Source organism: Marinilabilia salmonicolor (assembly GCF_003003035.1).
Taxonomy (GTDB): domain Bacteria; phylum Bacteroidota; class Bacteroidia; order Bacteroidales; family Marinilabiliaceae; genus Marinilabilia; species Marinilabilia salmonicolor_A.
In genome coordinates this window covers 330,523-353,235 of the sequence record NZ_PVTS01000002.1, presented here as the reverse complement: position 1 = coordinate 353,235, position 22,713 = coordinate 330,523, and the positions used below count along the sequence as shown (strand labels likewise).

20 protein-coding genes are annotated in these 22,713 nt (G+C 43.7%); 7 read left to right on the top strand and 13 right to left on the bottom strand.

Going from position 1 to position 22,713, the window contains the following annotated elements:
* Nucleotides 1-338 precede the first annotated feature (338 nt).
* Together nadB and BY457_RS03100 are read left to right on the top strand one after the other, a co-directional pair.
* Nucleotides 339-1,937 carry an L-aspartate oxidase gene (gene nadB / locus BY457_RS03105; RefSeq protein ID WP_106151861.1) on the top strand — a complete coding sequence of 533 codons (1,599 nt, stop codon included), beginning with the start codon at nt 339-341 and terminating at the stop codon, nt 1,935-1,937.
* 143 nt (nt 1,938-2,080) lie between these two features.
* A complete protein-coding gene (locus tag BY457_RS03100) occupies nt 2,081-2,557 on the top strand; it encodes a DUF456 domain-containing protein (RefSeq protein ID WP_106151860.1) in 477 nt (158 codons plus the stop codon).
* Between the two features lie 12 nt (nt 2,558-2,569).
* Here the strand turns inward: BY457_RS03100 and BY457_RS03095 are convergent, their stop codons facing one another.
* From BY457_RS03095 to BY457_RS19130, 5 genes are all read right to left on the bottom strand, one after another.
* The gene (locus tag BY457_RS03095) at nt 2,570-3,565 is read right to left on the bottom strand and encodes a radical SAM/SPASM domain-containing protein (protein ID WP_181256323.1); all 996 of its coding nucleotides are present in this window, start codon (nt 3,563-3,565) and stop codon (nt 2,570-2,572) included.
* Between the two features lie 214 nt (nt 3,566-3,779).
* The gene (locus tag BY457_RS03090) at nt 3,780-4,799 is read right to left on the bottom strand and encodes an OmpA/MotB family protein (RefSeq protein WP_106151858.1); all 1,020 of its coding nucleotides are present in this window, start codon (nt 4,797-4,799) and stop codon (nt 3,780-3,782) included.
* A 243-nt stretch (nt 4,800-5,042) separates the two neighbouring features.
* A complete protein-coding gene (locus tag BY457_RS19135) occupies nt 5,043-5,564 on the bottom strand; it encodes a helix-turn-helix domain-containing protein (RefSeq protein WP_219885128.1) in 522 nt (173 codons plus the stop codon).
* Nucleotides 5,561-5,797, bottom strand: a complete 237-nt coding sequence (locus tag BY457_RS03080) for a DUF4160 domain-containing protein (protein WP_106151857.1) — start codon at nt 5,795-5,797, stop codon at nt 5,561-5,563. The genes BY457_RS19135 and BY457_RS03080 overlap by 4 nt, the downstream gene beginning before the upstream one ends.
* A gap of 393 nt (nt 5,798-6,190) precedes the next feature.
* Nucleotides 6,191-6,418: a KilA-N domain-containing protein gene (locus BY457_RS19130; RefSeq protein WP_219885127.1), complete on the bottom strand. Its 228-nt coding sequence runs from the start codon at nt 6,416-6,418 to the stop codon at nt 6,191-6,193.
* An 820-nt stretch (nt 6,419-7,238) separates the two neighbouring features.
* Between BY457_RS19130 and dxs the strand changes: the two genes are divergently transcribed.
* Entirely contained in the window at nt 7,239-9,149 is a 1,911-nt protein-coding gene (dxs, locus tag BY457_RS03070; RefSeq protein ID WP_106151856.1) for a 1-deoxy-D-xylulose-5-phosphate synthase, read from the top strand.
* Nucleotides 9,150-9,224: 75 nt separating this feature from the next.
* On the opposite strand, the gene BY457_RS03065 is transcribed toward dxs, so the two are convergent.
* The 8 genes from BY457_RS03065 to BY457_RS03030 all read right to left on the bottom strand — a co-directional run bounded on the left by BY457_RS03065 (nt 9,225) and on the right by BY457_RS03030 (nt 18,878).
* Complete coding sequence (locus BY457_RS03065; RefSeq protein WP_106151855.1) at nt 9,225-10,349, bottom strand: hypothetical protein; 1,125 nt, start codon at nt 10,347-10,349, stop codon at nt 9,225-9,227.
* Nucleotides 10,346-11,029, bottom strand: a complete 684-nt coding sequence (locus tag BY457_RS03060; protein ID WP_106151854.1) for an ABC transporter ATP-binding protein — start codon at nt 11,027-11,029, stop codon at nt 10,346-10,348. The genes BY457_RS03065 and BY457_RS03060 overlap by 4 nt, the downstream gene beginning before the upstream one ends.
* Nucleotides 11,030-11,089: 60 nt before the next feature.
* Complete coding sequence (locus tag BY457_RS03055) at nt 11,090-12,301, bottom strand: ABC transporter permease (protein ID WP_106151853.1); 1,212 nt, start codon at nt 12,299-12,301, stop codon at nt 11,090-11,092.
* Between the two features lie 61 nt (nt 12,302-12,362).
* Nucleotides 12,363-13,607: an ABC transporter permease gene (locus BY457_RS03050; RefSeq protein WP_106151852.1), complete on the bottom strand. Its 1,245-nt coding sequence runs from the start codon at nt 13,605-13,607 to the stop codon at nt 12,363-12,365.
* Between the two features lie 77 nt (nt 13,608-13,684).
* Nucleotides 13,685-14,458, bottom strand: a complete 774-nt coding sequence (locus BY457_RS03045) for an outer membrane lipoprotein-sorting protein (RefSeq protein ID WP_258176542.1) — start codon at nt 14,456-14,458, stop codon at nt 13,685-13,687.
* A gap of 49 nt (nt 14,459-14,507) precedes the next feature.
* Complete coding sequence (locus tag BY457_RS03040) at nt 14,508-15,077, bottom strand: TetR/AcrR family transcriptional regulator (protein WP_106151850.1); 570 nt, start codon at nt 15,075-15,077, stop codon at nt 14,508-14,510.
* Nucleotides 15,078-15,409: 332 nt separating this feature from the next.
* Nucleotides 15,410-17,473, bottom strand: a complete 2,064-nt coding sequence (locus BY457_RS03035; protein WP_106151849.1) for a M16 family metallopeptidase — start codon at nt 17,471-17,473, stop codon at nt 15,410-15,412.
* Between the two features lie 82 nt (nt 17,474-17,555).
* Nucleotides 17,556-18,878: a M16 family metallopeptidase gene (locus tag BY457_RS03030; RefSeq protein ID WP_258176541.1), complete on the bottom strand. Its 1,323-nt coding sequence runs from the start codon at nt 18,876-18,878 to the stop codon at nt 17,556-17,558.
* Nucleotides 18,879-19,340: 462 nt separating this feature from the next.
* Between BY457_RS03030 and BY457_RS03025 the strand changes: the two genes are divergently transcribed.
* The 4 genes from BY457_RS03025 to BY457_RS03010 all read left to right on the top strand — a co-directional run bounded on the left by BY457_RS03025 (nt 19,341) and on the right by BY457_RS03010 (nt 22,688).
* Complete coding sequence (locus tag BY457_RS03025) at nt 19,341-19,811, top strand: DUF6452 family protein (RefSeq protein WP_106151847.1); 471 nt, start codon at nt 19,341-19,343, stop codon at nt 19,809-19,811.
* Complete coding sequence (locus BY457_RS03020) at nt 19,771-20,475, top strand: DUF6048 family protein (RefSeq protein ID WP_106151846.1); 705 nt, start codon at nt 19,771-19,773, stop codon at nt 20,473-20,475. Before BY457_RS03025 ends, BY457_RS03020 begins: the two co-directional genes overlap by 41 nt.
* A 330-nt stretch (nt 20,476-20,805) precedes the next feature.
* On the top strand, nt 20,806-21,384 hold the full coding sequence (locus BY457_RS03015) for an LOG family protein (protein WP_106151845.1): 579 nt from the start codon (nt 20,806-20,808) through the stop codon (nt 21,382-21,384).
* Nucleotides 21,385-21,950: 566 nt separating this feature from the next.
* The gene (locus tag BY457_RS03010) at nt 21,951-22,688 is read left to right on the top strand and encodes a hypothetical protein (protein WP_146130946.1); all 738 of its coding nucleotides are present in this window, start codon (nt 21,951-21,953) and stop codon (nt 22,686-22,688) included.
* Nucleotides 22,689-22,713 lie beyond the last annotated feature (25 nt).

Genomic DNA, 22,713 nt, shown 5'->3' with positions numbered 1-22,713 from the left:
TGCTCCTGCGTGCTTCTCTGTGGTAAAAAAAGAATAAACCACAGAGGTTCACAGAGACACACAGAGGGATTGCGTTGTTGCTGTTTACTCCTCCGTTTTTCTGGGGAAAAAGAAAAAAAACTACAGTTATCCAAAAAGTCACACGGAAAGTTTGCGTTATTACTCTGTGCCCCTCCGTGCTTCTCTGTGGTTAAAAAAAAAGAATAAACCACAGAGGTTCACAGAGATGTTTTTTCTTTTTTCCGTGTTTATTTGCGGTAAAAGATCCTCTTCGCGGTATCAGTCCTGTTTTTTCCAGCTAAAGTTGTAAATTTGTCTGTTTCAAACCCTCTGGTTTTATGAGAAGAGTAGATACATCCAAACGTAAGAAATTTGATTTTCTGGTGATTGGCTCCGGTATGGCCGGCCTTAGTTTTGCCCTCAAAGTAGCAGGCAAAGGAAAAGTTTGTATTATCAGTAAAACAAAACTCGACGAAACCAATACTTCGTATGCGCAGGGAGGCATATCGTCTGTAACGTATGCCCCCGATAATTTCGAGAAACACATTCAGGACACCCTGACCGCCGGGGCTGGTTTGTGCGACCCCAAAGTGGTGCGCAAAGTGGTAGAAGAAGCTCCGGGACAAATAGAAGAGTTGATTCGCTGGGGTGTGCGTTTTGACAAAGATGAAAAAGGAAACTTCGATTTGCACCGCGAAGGAGGTCACTCCGAGAATCGGATTTTGCATCATAAAGACCAGACCGGTTACGAAATTCAGCGTGGCCTGGTGCAGGCGGTTCGGGAACATCCCGAGATCGAAGTACTTGAAGATCATTTTGCGGTGGAAATTATCACGCAGCACCATCTTGGTGAACTGGTGCACCGCTGGCGTCGCGACATAGAGTGTTATGGAGCTTACGTATTAAACCGACGCACCAACAGTGTGGAAACCATTTTGTCGAAAGTGACTATGATGGCCACCGGAGGTGTTGGCAGCGTTTACCAGACCACCACAAATCCATCCATCGCAACGGGTGATGGCATTGCCATGGTCTATCGTGCCAAGGGAATTGTGGATAACATGGAGTTTATTCAGTTTCACCCCACCTCGTTGTACAACCCCAAAGAACGTCCTTCATTCCTTATTACGGAGGCTATGCGGGGTTTTGGAGGTATTCTGAAGCGGCGTGACGGGAAGAAGTTTATGCACAAATATGATGAACGCGAATGTCTGGCCCCTCGTGATATCGTTGCCCGTGCCATCGATAATGAGTTGAAAACCACTGGCGATGACTATGTTTATCTGGATGTTACGCACAAGCCTAAAGAAGAAATAAAAGCGCATTATCCCGGCATTTACGAAAAATGTTTATCGCTGAGTATTGATATTTCTAAAGATTACATTCCTGTGGTTCCTGCGGCTCATTTTTCATGTGGTGGAATAAAAGTTGATCAGAAAGCACGTACCTCTATCGGACGATTATATGCCGCTGGGGAGTGCAGCTGTACCGGCTTGCATGGAGCCAATCGTCTGGCTTCAAACTCTCTTTTGGAGGGGATTGTATATGCCGATGCCGCCGCCAAAGATGCAATAGAGAATGTGGGGGCTTCGACTTTCTGCAAGGATATACCTGAGTGGAACGATGAAGGCACCTCGCATCCGGAGGAAATGGTATTGATTACGCAAAGTCAGAAAGAGATTGAGCAAATTATGAACTATTATGTGGGCATCGTGCGCTCCAATCTGCGACTGAAGCGGGCTCTCGACCGACTGGAAATAATCTATCATGAAACAGAGGATCTCTATCAGCGCTCCACTGTTTCTCAGCGGCTTTGCGAACTCCGAAACTCTATTCAGGTGGGATACCTGATAATAAAAATGGCCCGTCAGCGCAAGGAGAGCCGGGGATTGCACTACAACAGTGATTATCCCGATATGATTAAACTTGGCAGCTGAGGATGGTGATTTAACACCTCATACACTTGAGAAATTGATTTGTTTAAGATGAATTAGACTTTGGAGGTTGCCCCAAATTTTTAACATCCCGTTATTTATAAGGAGCTAACAGCCATGAGCTACGAGCTAACAGCTAATCTATTATGGACATTCTACTAATTATAATAGGGATTTTCCTGCTGCTGGCAAGTTTTGTCGGTTGTGTATTGCCGGTTTTGCCGGGGCCGCCACTGAGTTTTTTGGCTTTGTTGTCGCTTCAATTAACCAGCTGGGGAGATTTTACTACCAGGTTTTTATGGGTTGCTGCAATAGTTGCTGCTGTGGTCACTTTGCTGGATTATGTTGTTCCGGTGTGGGGAGCCAGACGATTTGGTGGAACCAGGGGCGGTGTCTGGGGAGCTGCAATAGGTTTGGTTGTGGGTCTGTTTTTTGGACCGGTTGGAATAATACTGGGACCTTTTCTGGGGGCTTTCCTGGGTGAATTTGCCGCACATGCCGACTCCAACAAGGCTTTTAAAGCCGCCTTCGGGTCATTTTTGGGTTTGTTGACGGGTGTCGTTCTGAAACTAATTGTTTCCGGTGTATTTACCTGGTATTTCTTTAAGGAATGGTTGGTGTAACTATTTCTTCCTTCACCCCCAAAACCAGTTTCTTCCCTCCGGGCAGTTGCGACACATCTCAATCCCTTTTCGGTTGGACAAAATTGTTTGTTTAAAAATATAACTTTCCGGTTTTTTGATGTTGTCACTGAAAGTACTACTTGATGCATTTCCTAAAATGTATTCCGCATTTTTGTCGTAACAACAGGGAACCATTAATCCGTTCCAGGTTATTACAGCACTACTCCACTGACGCCAGCAGTGGTTGTAGGGGCGTCCCGGTACGGTATATTTCTTTTTCGGTGAATTTTGGTAACGCGATTTCTCCCGGGCCGGCTGTACGGTTCCATCTCCAAACTCATTCATTTGTGCGGTTTTTATTTCCAGTTTGTCCACTCCGACTTCTTTACACCATTCACGGATTGCCGGAATTTCATGCTTGTTGTGGTCAAAGGCGAGAACCTGTACAACAATGATTGGGAAGAAAGTTCCCGACTCCTTTCGTGCCTGAATCAGCATTATAATGCCATTTTTTACGGTCTCAACCTTTCCGCCCCGACGGTAAGTTTCATAAATTCCTTGTGAAAAACCGTCGAGTGATATGACGATTCTCGAAAGACCGGAGGCAATTAGCTTTCTGCACATTTGCTGGTCAAGAAGTTGGGCGTTGGTACTTATGGTTGTGTAGATCCGATTCTTTTTGGCTTTTTCGATGAATTCCTCAATTTGTGGATGAAGCAATGGTTCTCCTTGAAAGTAAAGGTTTAAATAAATGATGTATTTTTCTGTTTCATTGATTATTTTATTGAATAAATCAATGTTCATATTCCCCTTTTTCCGGGAAAGGACAGCTGCTCCGGTAGGACATTCGGGACATTTTAATTGGCAGTGTCCCGATGGTTCTACCGATAGGGCAAATGGGTGGGCTATGCATAGGGGTTTGCCAACAATCCGGGACAGAATAAAACCGCATACAAGCTTCAACAGGTTCAGCAGACGTGGGATGTTCAGGCTCTTTAGATAGAGCATGGCGTTGTTTAAAATTGCGGAGGTTCGGAACCACATGTTGAAGAGACGGTTTAAATGGAGCGGTGACCTGGAAAGTAATAAATGGTGATAAAATATAAACTCTGCGGTACTCTGTGTGTTTATTTCTCTGCGGTACTCTGTGTAAAAGGAATTTCACAGGGTGTAGCAGAGGAAACACAGAGTACCACAGAGGATGGTTTAATCTCCAGGTTTTTCAGTTTGTCTCCAGAATATCCAGAATCTGGTCTAATCGTGGCGTTAGAATAATTTCCGTACGCCTGTTTTTGCGCTTGCCTTCTGCTGTTTCGTTGGTGACCAGCGGAACATGAGGTCCACGGCCTGCAGCAATAACTCTGGATGGATCCACTTCGCTGTTTTCCAGAAGAATTCGCGTCACAGAGGTTGCGCGTTTCACGCTCAGGTCCCAGTTGTCGAGCAGCACTCCGCTGCGATAGGGAACCGGATCGGTATGACCTTCAATCATAATGTTGATGTCTTTCTTTTCGCCCAGTACATTGGCAACTTGCCTGATTGCGGATGCACCTTCGGCGCTTACCTGGTAGCTTCCGGAACCGAAAAGCAGTTTTTCTTCCATGGAAACATAAACCTTTCCGTTTTTGATGTGAACTTTCAGCTGGCTTTGGTCAAAACCGGTAAGAGCATCTGCAATGGCCTGACGCAATGCGTTGCTGGCACTGTCCTTCCGGGCAAGGGCTTGTTCCAGTTCCATCAGGCGGCGATTTTGAGCTTCCAGCTGGGCCTGTGCAGATGTTAACTCACTCATGGCATTTTGCAGCTCTGTTTTGCGGGATTCAAGATCTCTTTCGGCAGCTATTAGTGCATCTTCCCTTGCCTGCAAATCTTCCTGGAGTTTTTGCAGATAAGCAAGTAATTCTTCCGAATCTGCAGTCCCTGTCTGGTTGCGTAATTGTGAAAGCAAATCATCGTACTCGGTCCGAAGATGATTCAGGTCATCCCGACAGGCCCTTACAGCCCGTCCTTTCCTTAGGGTGTCGGCGGTTAGTTCGGCAACCTGATTTTTCAGGCGGTCGGCCAGTTTTTTCAGCTCTTCACTTCGTCCTTCCAGCAGCTCCTTGTCACTACTGAGGCTTTCCACTTTGTCAGTCAGTTGCTGATTGTTCTCTTCCAACTCTCTGAATTGGTTAAGCGGAACACAGGAATAAAGCAATGAACCGAGAATAAGGATAATTCCAAAATACTTTAAGGGTCTCATAATTTTGATTTCTTTATTTGATGCTATTATTTTACAATACTTTGTTGTTCAGAAATTTTTAGACTTCAACTGGCTGATAATCAAATTAGTGCAGAGTCGGAGAAACAACTTCAACGTTTAGCGATATGGTGTGTGGTTAATTTTCCTGGCAGGTATTTTCTGACCGTTAAGATTGTCCTTCAGGGATTGAAACTTCCTATAAACATGACACTTCTTCATGCCAAGAGTGCTTGTTATGGTCATTTACTTTATTGAAATATCCAGTCTCCGGCCTAAACCTGTTTCAATAATTTTTCTCAAAGTAGCAATTTCCAAATCAGACCTGTCATTCTCAATTTTAGAGATATATGTTCTTGATGTACCGCTTTTCAGAGCTAAATCCTGTTGAGTTAATCCTGACTTAAGCCTGGCCTCTCTAATCAATTCACCAATTCTAAGTGAAAGCTCTGATTTCTCCGGCTGGCTGTATTTTAGTAATATGTCCGCACCAATCTCATAAGGAACTTTCATTTTCTCTCCACTTCTCATGGTTATGAACTGCTCCACATTACTCCATGAAAGTGTATTTCCAACTAATTCAACCTTAGCAAACTCTTTAGTGTCATAGAGAATATTTGCTGGAGATGTTTCATTGACATTACTCTTTTTGAGTACTTTCCTAAAGTCAATTATACGTGATTCTCCATTATTAAAAACAACTGAAATGGATAACTCTTTAATCCAGTTTATTTTTAAAATCCTCGGTATCTTAATGCTCTGTCTCATTTTAAATCTGGATTTAATTCATAAAAAACTTCTAAAGCCCAATCTGCGTTACCTGCCAGCCAATCGAACACCAATTTTAACGGTCTGCTTGGTAAGTTTCCGGAATAAATATTTCCACGTTCAATCTCAATAAGCACTTCGTATTCATTATAGTTGGCATGAATATGAGGAGGCCTATGCTCGCCGTTATAAATATGTATCTTAATTCCGTTAAAACTATCAATCGTAGGCATTGAAAACTCATTTTCTACAAATGTACCTAATTAGATACTATTTTGCAATGTCTGATGCTTGGTTTGTTTTTCTGTAATTAATCATAATGTCCCGGTTATATTCGCCTGGGCGTGGTTTCGAACCATCTGTGGATTTATCAGCTTGAACGCATGGTTTTGGGTAATACAAAACCCTCAATATGATGTGGATGCCACGGCTTGCGTATATGGCTTTGTTGCCGTTTCGTTGTTTATTTCAATTTATTTTGGTTGTCAATGTATATATCGTCTGATACTTTTTTTAATGCTTTCATAAAATTCTTTTCATCAAGGGACTTTAGCTGAATCTTTACAATATCTCGTAATTGTCTATATCTTTGCTCTTTGTCAACTTGGTTGCGGATTAATATGGAATTAAGGTTTTCTAAAGGTGTCGAATTCGACAGGTTTAAAATTGGGATTATTTAAAGTTTCCCATAATCCAATAAATTCTACCGTGTTGCGATTTCTCATCCAATTTCTGATATGGTCAGAACCTTCTTCTCCTTTTACCATATCAGTCAGACTGATGTAGTCTTGCTCATCTTGTTTAACAATTGAAATGAGTTTGTTTTCAACTTCTATTTGGGATTTATTTGCCATATTAGTTTCAAATTGTATTTGCTCTATACAAATATACAATTCTTATTCATCCATCTTTTGATGGTTGCACTGCAGTTTTTTTCCTTACAATGAACGGCAACATACTTAAAACAAAACTGTGTGTCATTTGATCTCATTGCCTGGGTTATTTTAACGGATTATTAGTTTAACAAGGGGGTAGTTAGATATACCGTTTTTTATGCGGTTTAAATCCAAAAATCCAATTAAACAATTAGTCTGTAGTTTATAGTTGCGTATAAATTTTTAGAGGTTGCTTCGGGGTAGACCACTAATTCATCGAAAAATCTTTGTTATTGGGATTGCGAGGGCAAAGCCCGAAGCAATCTCTCGTGAAATAAACGCTATTTTAAACTACAGCTAAACAATTAACGTAGAAAACGTCAAATGATTATTTGCTCTTCCTTGTTGTCGCGTAAAACTAATAAAAATTTTTGCTGATAGATGTTGTAAATTAGTGCCCGTCTATAAACTAAGCAAATTTTGTACTTAGAGGTGTTTCTGTTCAGAAAGTGCCAATTGCCAGGCTTGCGACCGCGTGCCGCCTAAAGCTTTAGCGCCGTGCCGTCGGCAAGCCTTTGGCGGCCGATGGGTGGCGCAAGCCGCCAAAAACGGAGTTTACTAATCGTAAATGAGTATTTTGGCGGCAAGCGTAACAGCCTGCCCCGATCCTTCGGGGACGCAAGTGGTACTTTATGGACAGAAACTAATTAGAGATTGCTCTTTATATCATCCCCATAATATTAACATTCTTTTATCTTTGCATCATTAAACCGTAGTATTGTAAAAAAGAGAAAAGGGAATGGAAGAGGTCGCTAAAGAATTTTTGAAACATATTGATTCGCCAGAGGATCTGCGCAGGCTTCCACAGAAGGATCTGATGCATGTTTGTTCGGAATTGCGCGATTATATTATTGATGCTGTCTCGTGTAATCCCGGGCACTTTGGTGCCAGTCTCGGAGTGGTAGAGCTTACCGTTGCCCTTCATTATGTGTTCAACACCCCGACGGATAAAATCATTTGGGATGTGGGACATCAGGCCTATGGCCATAAGATTTTGACCGGACGGCGTGATCGTTTTCATACCAATCGAAAATATAAAGGGCTTAGCGGTTTTCCCAATATTTTTGAAAGTGAATACGATGCCTTTGGAGTTGGGCATTCATCGACCTCTATTTCTGCTGCATTGGGAATGGCTGTTGCTGCCAACAGACAGGGAGATAAGACCCGGCAGACTGTGGCTGTGATCGGCGACGGAGCCATGACTGCAGGGCAGGCTTTCGAAGGGCTGAATAACCTGGCTGCCAGCAAGGCCAATGTGCTTGTGGTGCTTAATGACAACAATATGGCCATTGATCCCAATGTGGGAGGTTTTAGTGAATATCTTGTGGATATTGCCACCAGCCATACCTACAATAAACTGCGAAAGGACGTTTTTAAAGCACTTCAGAAGTTTAACATCGGTAGTCCGCGTTCGCGCGATATGATCATCAAAATCAACAACAGCATAAAAACGTTACTCACCCGGCAGACCAATATTTTTGAGGGTTTAAATATCCGATACTTTGGTCCTGTGGATGGACATGATGTGGAGCGATTGGCAAATGTGCTTAAAGATTTAAAGGAGATAAATGGCCCTAAAGTTCTCCATATCATTACAAAAAAAGGAAAAGGTTTTAAGTTAGCAGAGGAGAATCAGACTGCCTGGCATGCTACCGGGGGGAAGTTTGATAAAACCACCGGTCGCTTTTTGGAAACATCATCCAATACTCCCAAGCCTCCTAAATTTCAGGATGTATTCGGTCACAGCATTATTGAGCTTGCCGAAAAAAACCCAAAAATTGTGGGTATTACACCAGCTATGCCTACAGGTTGCAGTCTGAACCTGATGATGGAGAAAATGCCTGATCGCGCCTTTGATGTGGGTATTGCCGAGCAGCACGCGGTTACTTTTGCCGCAGGCCTGGCCATCTCCGGGATGGTACCTTTTTGTAACATCTATTCCACTTTTATGCAAAGGGCCTACGATCAGGTAATTCATGATGTAGCACTCCAGAAATTAAATGTTGTTTTTTGTCTCGACCGGGGTGGCCTTGTGGGAGCCGATGGCCCTACGCATCACGGTGCGTTTGATTTGGCCTATTTTCGATGCATTCCCAATATGATTGTTTCCTCTCCAATGGACGAGGAAGAGTTGCGTAACCTCATGTTTACTGCGCAGTTACCTGACATGGGGCCTTTCTCCATTCGTTATCCGCGTGGGAACGGCACTAAAATTGACTGGCAAACTCCCTTCCACAAGATTGAAGTAGGCACCGGTCGTGAGTTGTCGGAAGGAACAGATCTTGTATTTCTGACCATTGGTCCTATTGGCGCTAAGGTTCAGCGCATTGTAACACAGCTAAAGGAGGAGGGTATTTCTGCCGGGCACTGTGATATGCGCTTCGTTAAACCCCTGGATCAGGAATTGCTTCATAAGGTGTTTGGCAGATATAAGAAAATTATTACTGTGGAAGATGGTACTATTGTTGGAGGCTTAGGCTCTGCCGTGATTGAATTTATGGCAGAGAATGGTTATTTCGCCCAAATAAAAAGACTGGGTATCCCTGATGATTTTATAGACCAGGGAACGCAGACTGAGCTGGCCCGCGATTGCGGTTATGATATGGAAGGGATCCGGCAGGCTGCCCGAAACCTCGCCGGAAAACTTTGAAAAAGTGGGATGCCCCATTTCCAAAACGTTGCACCCAGGCTTCCGGTCTGCTTACAGAATCATGTATAAATTAGTTTAGAAGAACCACTTTAGTCTGATAGCACCCAGGTAATCTGTAGTGCAGCCATCTTGCGAGGTTTTGTTGAGAAATAAATTTAGAAAAGCACTGAGGTAAAGGTTTCGCTGCAGGGAATACTCCAGCGACGGACCTGCATACCATCCATTGGTTCCTACAAAGTGCATTGCATTTAGTGTTCCTGAAAAGAGAGGTGTAAAAGGATATTGCATCGAACTGAAAATGGTATATTTGGTGACACTGAGATTTTTTATAGATGCTTGTCCTGTAATGAAATTACTAAATCCATCTATTGTATTACTTAAATTACTGCTGTACAAAAATTCGCTTTGCCAAAGCAGGCTGTTTTTGAAGGTGTAATTTATTCCTGTGGATGCGATGACGGTTTCCTCTCCGTGGTCAGGTATTAATAAAGTGCCCTCCCCGTAAAAGCCTGCATTTCCTATGTGTCCCGACCATCCCATGCCTGCGGTCCAGTCCCGGTCGTTGAGTCTTCCGCCCAAAACCTGCCAATCGTACCTCCCGGCATTAAAGCGAAATCGCATGGCCATTGTTTTTCTGTGGTCGGAATCAATTTTGAAAACGCCATCAATCTGGGACGTCGGTCCGGTAAAAAGCTGCAGTCGTAACCCGTCGATTCCGGGGCGCTCGGGATAGTCCAAATCAAAAAACGAATAAGCATTAAAGATGTCGTTGGGATTCCATACCATTGCCTGGCCCCAGTTGATGCGTTGGCGGCCCGCCCTGACTTGCAGTTTTCCCAGATAGAAATCGAGCCAGAGCCGGTCTATGGTCATGTTGAGAATTGCTGAATTCCCTGAGGCCAGGTTGTACGACATATCCAGGAATCCCTGGTCGTTGTCAATAAAAGCAGCATATCCGGGAATTTGATTGACCGTTTGCCCATGGATGAGCCGGTTTCTAAACTGAATAACTCCGATTACAGTAGGTGAGAAATCGTAACTTAAGTTTATTCGGTTGTGTAAGGTGGTTTCCCGCAGGTTTTGCCCAAGTTGTTCCATGTGATACCATCCGGGCATGACGCCCAGGTAACCATCCGCTTTCATCTGGCTCCTGATGTTGCAGGAAATAAGCAATGCAAAAATCAATAAACAGGTTCTCATTTTTTGGAGTCCGATTTAATTTTTCCGTCTTCAAGTGTTACTACACGTCGGGCTTTCTTAACAACTCTGGCATCGTGGGTTGAAAAGATAAAAGTGGTCTTCTCTTTTTTGTTGAGCTCTTCCATGATGGTCAGAAGATTATCTGCAGAAGCAGAGTCCAGGTTTGCCGTTGGTTCATCGGCCAGGATAAACCGGGGGCTTGATGCCAGTGCCCGGGCCACTGCGATACGCTGCTGTTGTCCCCCCGAAAGCTGCCGTGGGCGGATGTCTGCCTTTTCGGGAATTCCCACAGCTTCAAGTAGTTCGTTGCTGCGCAGTCGGCGTTTCGATTTCGGAATGCCATGAAGTTCCAGAATGAACTCAATGTTTTCGCGGGCTGTAAGCACCGGTATCAGGTTGTAGGCCTGAAATATGAATCCGATATGATGCAATCTGAAATCGATTTTCTCGGCTCTGGACAAGTGGTTGATTTCTGTATCGTTAATAATAACCTGTCCGTCATTGGGGTCATCCAGTCCGCCAATAATATTAAGCAGGGTGGTTTTACCTGAGCCCGAAGGACCTACAATGGCAGTAAATTCGCCTTCATCTATGGTTAAATCTACTCCGTTCAGTGCATGTACCGGCACCTGACTGCTGTTGTAGGTTTTTTGTAAATCCTTAATGGTGATTATGGCCATGGTATTTGGTTTTTGTTGTTGACTAATTGACAATGTTTTATTACCTGTGATGGTTTTAATTCAAATAACCCGAACGGCCTCGGAGGGATTCAGTTTCAATGCTTTCCATGCGGGGTAGAGGGATGCCAGTATTCCCGAAAGGATAACCATCCCGGCAATGTTGAGTACAAGAACTGCATCCCATTCAGGGTAAACAATCGGGTCAAATCCCATTTCTGTAAGTCCTGTTGCCCAGATGGATAAGTCAATTCCAGTGCTTGACAGGCGCCAAACGGTAAACAATCCGGCCCCAATGCCGAGTAGGCCTCCTGTGGTGCAAAGCATCACTGTTTCCAGCACAATCATTATGAATATGCGGGAGCGGGCCATGCCCACCGACATGAGCATCCCGATTTCCCGGGTACGTTCCAGTACGGCCATCAGCATGGTATTAACGATTCCAAAAGCCAGTGCCATCAGAATAATGACTACGAAAATGTACATATAGGTATTGCTTAGCTCCGTAATGTAACCCAGTTCCGGACTGAGCTCTTTCCAGGGAACGGCATCTGCATCCTCCAGTGTTTCTTCAAATTGGGGGGCTACATGCATAGCATCTTCCGCATTTTGAAGTTTTACAACAATTGCGTGACTTTTACCCGATGGGATGGAGGTCAGTTCAGCCAAATCCGACCTGCGAACCAAAACGTGTGTCCCGTCGAATGCGGTGTTGCTGGTGCGGAAAATCCCGGCCACCCTGAAGGCTCCCCCTGTCAGGGTCCCATCTAAATCCTGAAATCTGAGGATGATTCTTGAGCGGACATCAATTTTCAGTTGACGGGCCAGTTTTTCGCCTATCACAGCTTCTTTTGAGTAGGGGGAATCGAACCAGCTGCCCTCCCGTACTTTTTCATGGAGATTCAGGACATTTTTTTCCATCTCCGGCTCAACTCCGAGAATCCTGATGCCTCGCGCTGTTTCCGCAGATGCTGCCATTCCCTGCACGATGATTCGTTCGGTGGCGGATTGCACCATCGGGTGAGCGCTCACTTTGGTTATTTCGCCGGGAGGAAGGAGCAAGGATAGTTTGCGTGAATTCTGGTAGTTATTCCGGAATATCTGGAGGTGGCCCGTTTCGGTCTCTACGCCGTCGCGAAGTCGCTGTTTCATCCATCCGTTCATAAAGGTGGACGAAAAAATACCTGCAAACATGCCTGCCGTGAGCGCTGCAATAATAATCCAGCTCCTGACAGGACTTCTCCAGATGTTTCTCCATGCAATTTTTAGTAGCATAACGTTTCGCCGTTTTCCCGAGTTCCTCATTGATGAATTCGGGGTGGTTTGAATATCAGTTTCAATTTCTCAATCCGACTATAGGGGATATTTTAAAAGCCCTCACAAATGGGTAAAAGGAAATCAGCAGTGTAAGCACAAAAACCACCAGCATTTGTTCCAGGAATACGCCCACATCCCAGGCAAAGAACATGTAAGGCTCAAAACCGATGTTTTTCATCCATTCGCCTGCCTGGCCGGTGATGGGGACGGGGTGACTCGCAAACCAAGCAATGACCGGTAGTGAACCGATAAATCCGGCAATCACCCCCATGACGCCCATCCAGAGAATTTCCAGCAGCAGCATCAGCGCCAGTTTGGAACGGTGCATTCCTACAGCCACCATCAAACTGAGTTCGTGCTGGCGTTCGGCCATCAGCATGACGACAGTGCCCAGGATGCCGAACCCGATGACCAGATAAAGAATGAGTTTCATGATTAAAGCGGTTGCCCGGTCGCTTTCGATTTGCTGAAGAATGGCCGGAAACATCTCCTGCCAGGTGCGCAACACCTGGTCTTGTTCTAAATGTTGTTTAATCTCAGGAATGGCTTTATTGACGGCTTTTTGTGAATTTCCAACCAACGCCAGGGAAGTTACGTGGTCGAAGGCCTGGAAGAAGTACATCGCCTCGTCAAGGGGAAGATATACCAATTGCCGGTTGAGTTCGGGATTGGGATGGCTGAACAAACCGGCCACCGGATATTTTCCAAAAGCGCTCACTCCGTGCAGTCCCTGGCTAATCATTACCAACGTGTCGCCGGGTGAGATGCCCAGATTTTCGGCCAGTTCTTTACCTGCCAGCAGTTGTGTCGGGCCATCGAAATAGTTTCCCTCAACTATTTTGTCTGATAATTCGGTCATCTCGTCTTCCTGTTCCGGATTGACTCCCAATACCATGACCCCTTCGGTTTGGTTGCCCGAAGAAGCCAGGGCGAAGCTTTCCAGACGAGGCACTACCATATCGATGCCTTCGGTGTTGTTAAGTTTGATTGTCAGAGAGTCCGACGGAACAAATGAGTTGTTGGTGGACTGATTGTCGGGGTAATCCTTGTGCTGAATCTGGGCATGACCGGCATAGAACCGTGCCACATTCTCAATCATCTTTTGGTAGGAGCCTTCCTGCATCGATCCCATCAGGGCTGAAAGAATGACCCCGAAAAAAATGGATGAGGCGGTTATCAGCGTTCGCTTCTTGTTGCGCCAAAGATTGCGCCAGGCAATTTTGACGATGCTTTTAAATCCGCCTGATGTCGTTTGGGTGGTCATGGTGTCTTTTTTTGTTGCCTTATGTTTCTTTTTTGGGTTATACCCTAAGAGCTACGAGCTACGAGCTAACAGCTATCTCACCGCATCTGTTTCATATTCTGAATGGAAAAGAAACGCTCTTCCATCTCTTCGCCAAAGTCTATTTTCTCAAATTTCATGATGGTTTGGTGTCCCTCTTCATTTGCCGGAATTACGGTGTAGCGGGTGGGGATGGTGCGGTCGCCCACATCTTCAATTTCATCCAGAATTTCTTCGTTCACCAGTTCATAAGCTTCATCATAGTACTCGTTGCGGAGATTCAGAAAATCAGATGTGGAAATCCAGGAGATTACCTTTCCCCATACGACCGGGGCTTCTTCGTGAGGAATCATTTCGATGACGTAACACTCATGGCCGCGCAGGGTTTCTGTCCTCAGAGTTTTATGGTCATAATCCTTTACAATGGAAGCTGCATTGACCAGGTCGTCGTTGGTGAGGTCGGAGCCCATCCACGACTGCATCATCATGCTGGGAGGGATTTTTATCATCCGGTCGATGGCCGGCACATAATTCCACATTTCCCGGCCGCGCTTTAGAAAGCGTTGGCCTTTTTCGCGCTGGGGGTAGGTGATGTATATCAGTGAGTAATCATCTCCTTTTGCCCATGCATTGAACCGGAGCGTTCGAGACCAGGAAGGACGAATAATTTGCATCTCCATTTCAGCATAGCTGCTTTCTCCCCGCATTAAATTATCGGCTTTTTCAACGATTTCTTTGGCGGTTGGATGCTGGGCGTGAATCGTTAATATTGGCAGAATCGCCAGGGTAAAAAACAGGAGTGTTTTTCGTGGGGTATTTTTCTGTATGGTCATTTTTTTCATGTTTTGGGTTATGTTTTTATCAAATCTGTGAGCTGATATTTCAACTCATTTTTCCCTGATAGTAATCAATGATTTTTCCTTCTATTTCGTCAATAGGGAAGTTTTTTGTATCCATGGCATAGTGAATGGCGATCCCATCCAGCATGGCCAGAAAGAAACGGACTTCTGCATAGCTGTCTTTAAAACCTTCTTTTTGGAAGAAAGCTGCCAGTTTTTCCATGTAGGGAGCCAGTTTTTCAGATATTTCAGCTTTAAAAAGGTTGAAAACTGCAGGTTGTGAAACCATGGAGAAATAAAGACTCAGAAATTGGGGATGTTCAACGATCCACTTTCTACTTTTATGGATGACGCTGAAAAATTCTTCCTTTGTTACAATCCCATCGTGGTTTGGATCTATCATTTCGGCCAGTTCCAGAAGTGTTTCAAAGACGAGGGATCGTAACAGGTGCTCTTTACTTTCAAAATAGTTAAAGAGTGTGCCTTTGGCAATATTTGCAGCCTTTGCTATTTCTGCTGTTGTGGCGGAATGGTAGCCTTTGGTGGCAAATAGTTCCAGTGATTTCTCCAGGATAACTTCCCGTTTCCTGGTTTTGTTGGATGGTTGTTTCATCTTTTATCTTCTTCTTTTATGACTGACCGGTCAGTCATAAGTAGCAACTCTTTTTTTGTTTGTCAAGGCCGGGTGAACTTTTTTTAAAGGGACTGGATGAATGGGCAAGATGAGGTCTGGTTTTAAAAGGCCAAAGGTCTTTAAACAATAGACTGGTGCGTTGCCCTGGGCTGTTGCTCTCAGGCTTTCAGTCTGTTTACATCGTACCTTTCTTATGTATAAGGTAGTTTAAGTCAGGCAGGAGAAAAAAAACAATGCCCGAAACAGCGGTTTTCTGTTTCGGGCATTGCGGTTAAAAAAAGGAAATAGAAAAGGAATCAATCATTCGGTGTTCAGTTTATTTCAAATTTGGCATCATCTATACCTTTGTTCACGGCAACTTCTTTAACTTCAATGTCAAAAGACTGGGGCCCCATAACCTGCTTCATGGACATGGGGAAAAGGATCCCGTCCACATCAGTATATTTATCAAAAGTGGTGGAAACCAGCCCTTGTGGTGTTTCTGCTACCTCTTTGTATTTCAATCCGTCTTTTACGCCAAAGAATACGGTGGTGGAGGTGCCTGAAGGCTTGGAAACAATCACTTTATAAGTTTCCTTGCCGTCAACGTTTTCAACTCCGTCAAGTGTTAGTTCCGTGTCATTTTCAGGATAGTTGAGTTCGGGGAAAATAGAAGCACTTTCCTGCATTTGTTTAAGCATTTCTCCCTCCAGCTTTTGTTCGCCCATTGGAGTCTTCATTTTTCCCTTGTCGCCATTCAAAACCTGTGAGGAAACAACATTTCCGTTCATCGATGTCGCCTGATAAAATTTACCCGGTTTTTTTTGGAGCATCTCAATGGTGATGCCCATTCCCTGCATCGACATGGCCAAATTCATTTTCAAATCGTTAACCGATTCAAGTTTTTCACGGCCGCCAATGGCTTCAATGTAATCAGCCAGTACACCGGTTGCCGAAACATTTGCATCAGCAGCTTTTTTCTCCACCTCATTCCCGTAGTAGTCGTATTGAGTTACTTTTTGTGAGGGGCTGAAAGCTTTCATTTTATCTGCAATGTCAGAGGCATTGCCCACAGCCAGGATAACAGCATTTTCCGGTTTTAAATATTTTTTGGCTGCGTTGAGCACATCTTCTTTAGTTACTTCTGCAATTCTTTGTAAGTAAGTCTCATAGTAATCCTTTGGTAAGTCGTATCGTTCTATGTTTAGTGCAAATCGAGCTACCGTTTGGGGATCTTCCAGCGCACGTCCAAAGTTTCCTGTTATGGAATTCTTTACCAGCTGTAACTCTTCATCAGAGACAGGCTCAGTGCGAATACGCTCCATTTCATTAAGAATTTCAGTCAGGGCACTGTCGGTTACAGAAGTTCTGACCTGTGCACTAGCCATAAATGAACCGACTCTTTCGTCCGACTCCAGGCTTGAATAGGCTCCATAGGTATAGGCCTTATCTTCGCGCAGATTCTGAAACAGGCGTGCATTGAATGATCCGCCTCCAAGAATGCTGTTCATCACACGGGCACTTGGAATATCCGGATGTCCTGGTGTAAGATTCACATCATGAGCAACTATAATGGTGGATTGATTGGCACCTTCTTTATTGGAGATGGCAACAACCGGAGCTTCAAATCCTTCAGGGTAGGGGAAGATGTTTTGAGGAACCGCCTCTTTTTCCCAACTGCCAAAATACTTTTTGGCTTGTTTCTTTGCTTCTTTGGTATTGATGTCTCCAACAATGACCAGGTAAGCTGTGTTGGGTCTGAAATAGCTTTGGTAATATTTGCGACAATCTTCTGCGGTTATGTTATCGAGGGTTTCTTCTGAAACTATTTCCCCGTAAGGGTCGTTCTGCCCGTAAATCAACTTTCCCGCAATGTTCTGGGCGATAACCGATGGTTCCTCTTTGTTTGCCTGAATACCTGTTTTGTATTGTGTTACCTGTTTTTTCAGCTCATCCTCCGGAAAGGAAGGATTCAACAAAATATCTGACATGATATCCAGCAATTCGTCACTGTGTTTGGTCAACGATCTGGCATAGATGCCTTTTTGTCCGGTGGACAGGTTCGCTCCGATGAAATCAACGGCTTCGTCTATTTCTGCTTTGGTGCGATTGGTGGTGCCACTTCGGAGCATACTGCCGGCCAACTCGATGTATCCGGCCAGATTTCTTTCCGCGGGAAGGGTTACATCCAACGAAAGAGAATAAGAGACTACAGGAACTTTATGGTTTTCAACCACAATGACGGTGAGTCCGTTTGGGAGGGTGAATTTGTCATAATCCCCAATCTGCACTTCAGGCGCAGGGCCCGGCGATGGAGGGGTTGAACGGTCAATCTGGGCACTCAGGATGCCTGTTGCCAGCGTAAGCAGGGTAATTATAGAGAATATTCGCTTCATTTTTTTACTTGTTTTTTGAGTTTTATCAACAACTGCCGGGGCGTCAGAAGCCTTTTCTAAAGCCCGAAGTTTGTTGAATAGGTTATTGTTGGTTTTTGGGAAGATAGAATAATACGACTCTGTTGTCTTCCGTGAAATATTTTTGGGCAGCCCGTTGTATGTCTTCGCGAGAGACAGCAAGGTAGTTTTCAATCTCTGTATTAATCAGATTCGCATTGCGAAAGAAGGTATGATATCTTGCCAAATTGTTGGCTCTGGTGGCAATACGTGTATTTCCGGTCACAAAATCATTTTCTATCTGATTTTTGAGTTTCTGAAACTCTTTTTCTCCGATGAGGTTGTTTTTGACCTCCTCTATTTCAGCTTCCATTGCTGCTTCCAGGTCTTTCAGGTCATTTCCCATATTCGGAAATGCCATTACAATGTTTACACTCGGATCGCGGAATGGCAAAGGAAATGAATTGATCTGAAGAGCAATTTGCTGTTCATCCACCAATGCTTTTTTCAAACGAGAACTTTCTCCGTCCGAAAGCAGGGTGTTCAACATCTCCAGCGCATAATAATCAGAGGTGTTGAGAGCCGGAGTCCGGTATGCATGTATCAGCAGCGGCAGTTGGATATTGTCAAAGATAGTATCCCGAACTTCGCCGCCAAGAGGGGGCTCAACAATGTTTGGTCTGTAAATCTCTTTTTCTCCTGCCGGAATAGATCCAAAATATTTTTCGACTTTATTTTTTGTGTCATCCACATTTATGTCGCCGGCAATCACCAAAACCGCATTATTGGGTACATAGAATTCATCATAGAACGATTGAAATTCTTCGTCTTTTGCAGCCCGAATGTGGTCAGGGTCTCCAATGGTTGTCCATCTGTAAGGATGTTTCTTAAAGGCCCGTTTCATCGTCTCTGCAAGTAAAGAGCCGTAAGGGGTATTGTCGTAACGCTGCTTTTTCTCCTCGATGACGACCCCTTTTTGTGTTTGAATGCCTAAACTGTCAACTTTTGCGTGGAGCATTCTTTCCGATTCCAGCCAAAGGCCCATTTCCAACTGGTTGGAGGGCATAATTTCATAATAGTAGGTACGGTCGGCTGTGGTGTTTGCATTAAGAGTGCCTCCCGCCTTTTCAACATATTTGGAATATTCACCCCTGGGAATGTTCTCGGTTCCTTCAAACATCAGGTGTTCAAAAAAGTGTGCGAAACCGGTGCGGTCGGGTTGTTCGTTTTTGGAGCCCACATGATACATCACGGAAACTGCCACGATGGGGGTGGTGTTGTCCTGATGCAGAATTACATGAAGACCGTTGTCGAGCCGATACTCGGTGAATTCAATTTCTCCCTGTCCGGCAAAAGCCAGGTTGCCCGTCAGGATTAGGGCGAACAGGGTTAGTAAGGTTTTCTTCATTTTTGTCATACTTTAAGTTATTTATTTTTCAGGGTTTATTATACAAATCAATAGTCCGTTAAGCTTATTCAATGTTAAGGAAATTAAGTCTTTAAGTTTAAAATAACGTTTTCTCTAATCTATAGAAATCTTACCATCTATTGAGACAATGCTCAATCGAAAAGATACGAATGCTGCAAATGTGTTAATTTCGTATTATTCAAAAGGTTTTTCTTACAAACTACAGGCCAAGGATATTAAATGGGTGGTTTTTAACAGGTAAAGGGGGTTTGGGCTTCAGAGGTATATGCCTGATTCGCACGCAAGTGAACAATCTTGTGTTCGAAACCGTACAGGATGAGGTTCCTTCAAAAAATGACTTTATTTTCTACCTTTGCAGAAGTATTGAGAAAAACCGCATGGTTTTTGAAGTCTTTGGTGACCAATGCCGGCACTTTAATGCCGAAAATTAATGATTGACTCATGAAGCTTTTAACAGGTTTATCGGCCCTTTGTTTAATGGTTCTGCTTGTATCGCCCGGCTGTGAAGGGGAGGAAGCGTGCCTTTCTAACCAGCATGCAGTTCAGGCACGCCTTTACTCTGCATGGTCCACTTCCGATAAAGATAGCACATTGGAAAATGTATCCCTCATCGGTATTGATATGAGCGACAGTATTTACCGTGAACAGAGACTTTCTGAACTTTTTATGCCACTGAATTTTGAAAGTGACACCTCCACTTTTGTGCTGGGTGTGTCAGAAACGCTGAAGGACACATTATCGATAGTTTACAGCAAAGAACTTGATTTTATCTCCCGTGATTGCGGATATGTTTTTACTTTCGATTTAGATACGATACTTTATTCCAGGTCTATTATAGATTCGGTATCAATTGCTTATCCAACTGTAAAATATGGTGAATCTACAGCAAATATTAAGCTTTATATTTATTAGCCTGTTTTTATTTCCCGGTCCGGGCAGAGGACAGAATTCCGAGAAAGCGGATAAGCTCTTTGAAGAAGAGCAGGTTCAGGGAATTACTCTGGGAGTAAATCTTGAGGGGCCCATCGGACTTTTTTTTGATACTGACAGGTCGGCCTTCTCTGCCGTAACACATATCAATTTATCCCCCGGATGGTACTTCAGAGGGGAAGCTGGGTTTGAGAATTTGGTTTTTTCGGACGAGAATGTTGAAGAGCGAAACTTCAGGTATGAAAGCAACGGCTCCTTTGTGAAAGCAGGACTGCTGTATGATTTTTTTTCGGTGGATGAGGTTGGAAACAACGACAATATTTTCGTGGGACTAAATTATGGGTTTGCTTTTCAGGAGCATCGCTCAGGAGGTTATACTATTGAGAACGATTATTGGGGTGATTTCCATGATTCCGAATCGGCTTACCTGATGAATACGCATTGGCTTGAAGTGTCTGCAGGTCCCCGAACAGAGCTTTTTAAGAATTTCTATATGGGCTGGACAGTGAATTTGAAGGTAAAAATTCTCCAGGATAATGCACGTGAACTTCAGCCCTATTCCGTGCCCGGATTTGGCAATGGGGATAACACAGTGAATGTTGGGTTCTCTTATGTGCTGGAATATATGATTCCCTGGAAGAAATGATTCCTCTGATTGGATGATAAATATTCCGGTTTTTTTGATCCTGTTGCAATCTGTAGAAAAAAGAAACAATGAAACGAGCTTGCCGACGATTGCCACAAGAGAATATGTATAAGTTCTTACATGCGAGTTCCATCCGGCCTTAATTAGTATCTGTCCATAAAGTCCCGTTTACTGCGTTACGCCATTAGCGGAAACTGCTCATTTACTCGAGTAAACTCCGCATTTCCGCTAATGGCAAGCCTTGTAAACGAAACCTTCTGAACAGACACAGCGAACTTGAGAAACTTTGCTTAGTTTATAGACGGGCAATAATTAATAAATTATATACGGATGAAAAAGATAGCTGTTTTTTGTGCATCCAGTCCTAAGGTTCCTGAAGTTTATTTTGATGCTGCCAGGCGTGTTTCAGCAGCATTGGTACAGTCCGGATATGGAATTATCTATGGTGGCGGGGCAATTGGCCTTATGGGAGCTGTTGCTGATGAGGCACTGAAACATAACGGAGTGGTTACCGGTATTATTCCTCGTTTCATGGTCGATGTGGAGTGGGAACATAAGGATGTGGAGGATATGATTCATGTGGAAACCATGCATAAACGGAAGGAGCTGATGGTGCAGGGAAGTTCCGGAATCCTGGCTTTGCCCGGTGGCACCGGAACACTGGAGGAACTGTTTGAGGTGATGTCGCTTAAGAAACTGGGACAATACCCGCACCCCATTGTTGTTCTGAATACCAATGGCTATTACGACGGAATGCTGCAACAGACACGGAAAATGGTTGAGGAACAATTTATGCGCCCCATTCACAATGAGATGTGGACCATTGTTGAACGACCCGAAGATGTCGTTGCAGCCATTGAGCGTGCAACACCCTGGGATGAGGATGCCATTCGGTTTGCCGGTGTGTAGAATCCTGACTTTGTTTGGTCAAAACCTGGTGGCACTGCAGGGGCCAACATCCTGAAAAGCCCGTCATCGGTAACGCAGTGAAGCCATCTCAGTAGTTTGACCCAACAACACCAATGTAAATAGTATGTTATTTCTGTCCATAAAGTACCACTTGCGCCACGGCTAAAGCTTTAGGCGGCACGCGGTCGCAAGCCTGGCAATTGGCACTTTCTGACCAGAAACAGGGCTAAAAACAAAGTTCGTTTAGATTATAGACAGGATTTTTAGTGAGAAAAGTACAATAAATAGTGGGATTTCTTCAAAAAATATATATTTTTGTTAAGGAAATTTAACACAACATCTATGACCCGCCCCATTCTTGCGATTCTTTTCGCCAATTCAGAAGGAGTTTTTAAATGGCTCTTTTCTAATTTTCTTATTGAAATTTTCGGTTCTTATTTAATTCGTATTCATGGTGAATCCTCTTGACAATGCCTAGTTGGGGGGCGTGTTTTTGTGCTGCATATTGTCTTGAAAGACAGCGATTTTCCCCGTTGATATTTTTTTTCTAATCTATATTTTATACTATGAAACATTTGGTTATTTGTTTGATGCTGTTTTTCAGCGTTTCTTCTGTTCTTTTTGGACAACTTGAAGAGAAAATGAAAAAAGAGGGTGTTGTAAAAGGCACGATTATTAAAGGTGGTAAAGCCACTGACGGGTATATCAAGATTCTTGGAAAGACTTATCATGATGATAAGTGGTACCCTGCACCATGGGAATTTCAATCAAAAATTAAATTTATCCCGTCCAAGACCTTTGAAAATACTGAGAAGGTAAAGAATAAGCACTTCGAGAAATACGATGCAAAAGATATTGACGGATATACCTATGATTCGCTGGTTTATGAATCGGTCAAATATGCTGATATGTCTGCCGTAGGGATGAATATGCTACCCAAAAAAATGTTTATGCGCAGAATTTCAGAAGATAAAATATCGTTGTATATGCACTTTTATGAAATCCCCGATGTGATGGTGTATGAGGGAAATGAGTATGTGGAACTGCTTGAGGAGAATGCAAAGCCAAACCTTGTATATAAAATTGGCAAAAACGGAAAATTGAAACTTGTCAATAATTTGAACATTGAAAAAGAGCTTTCTGATTGTCCTCAGGTTGTGGAAAAACAGCAGAAGGGAGCGTACAAAGTAGTCGGTAAAGACGGAGAAGAGGCTTCGGGTTTGAATAAAGTCCTTAATAATTCAGTCTTTAGAGAAGATGTGCGCTTACAGGCCATTCAGGATTACAATGAAAATTGTAATTAATCTGGTGTAATCATATTTGGTAATT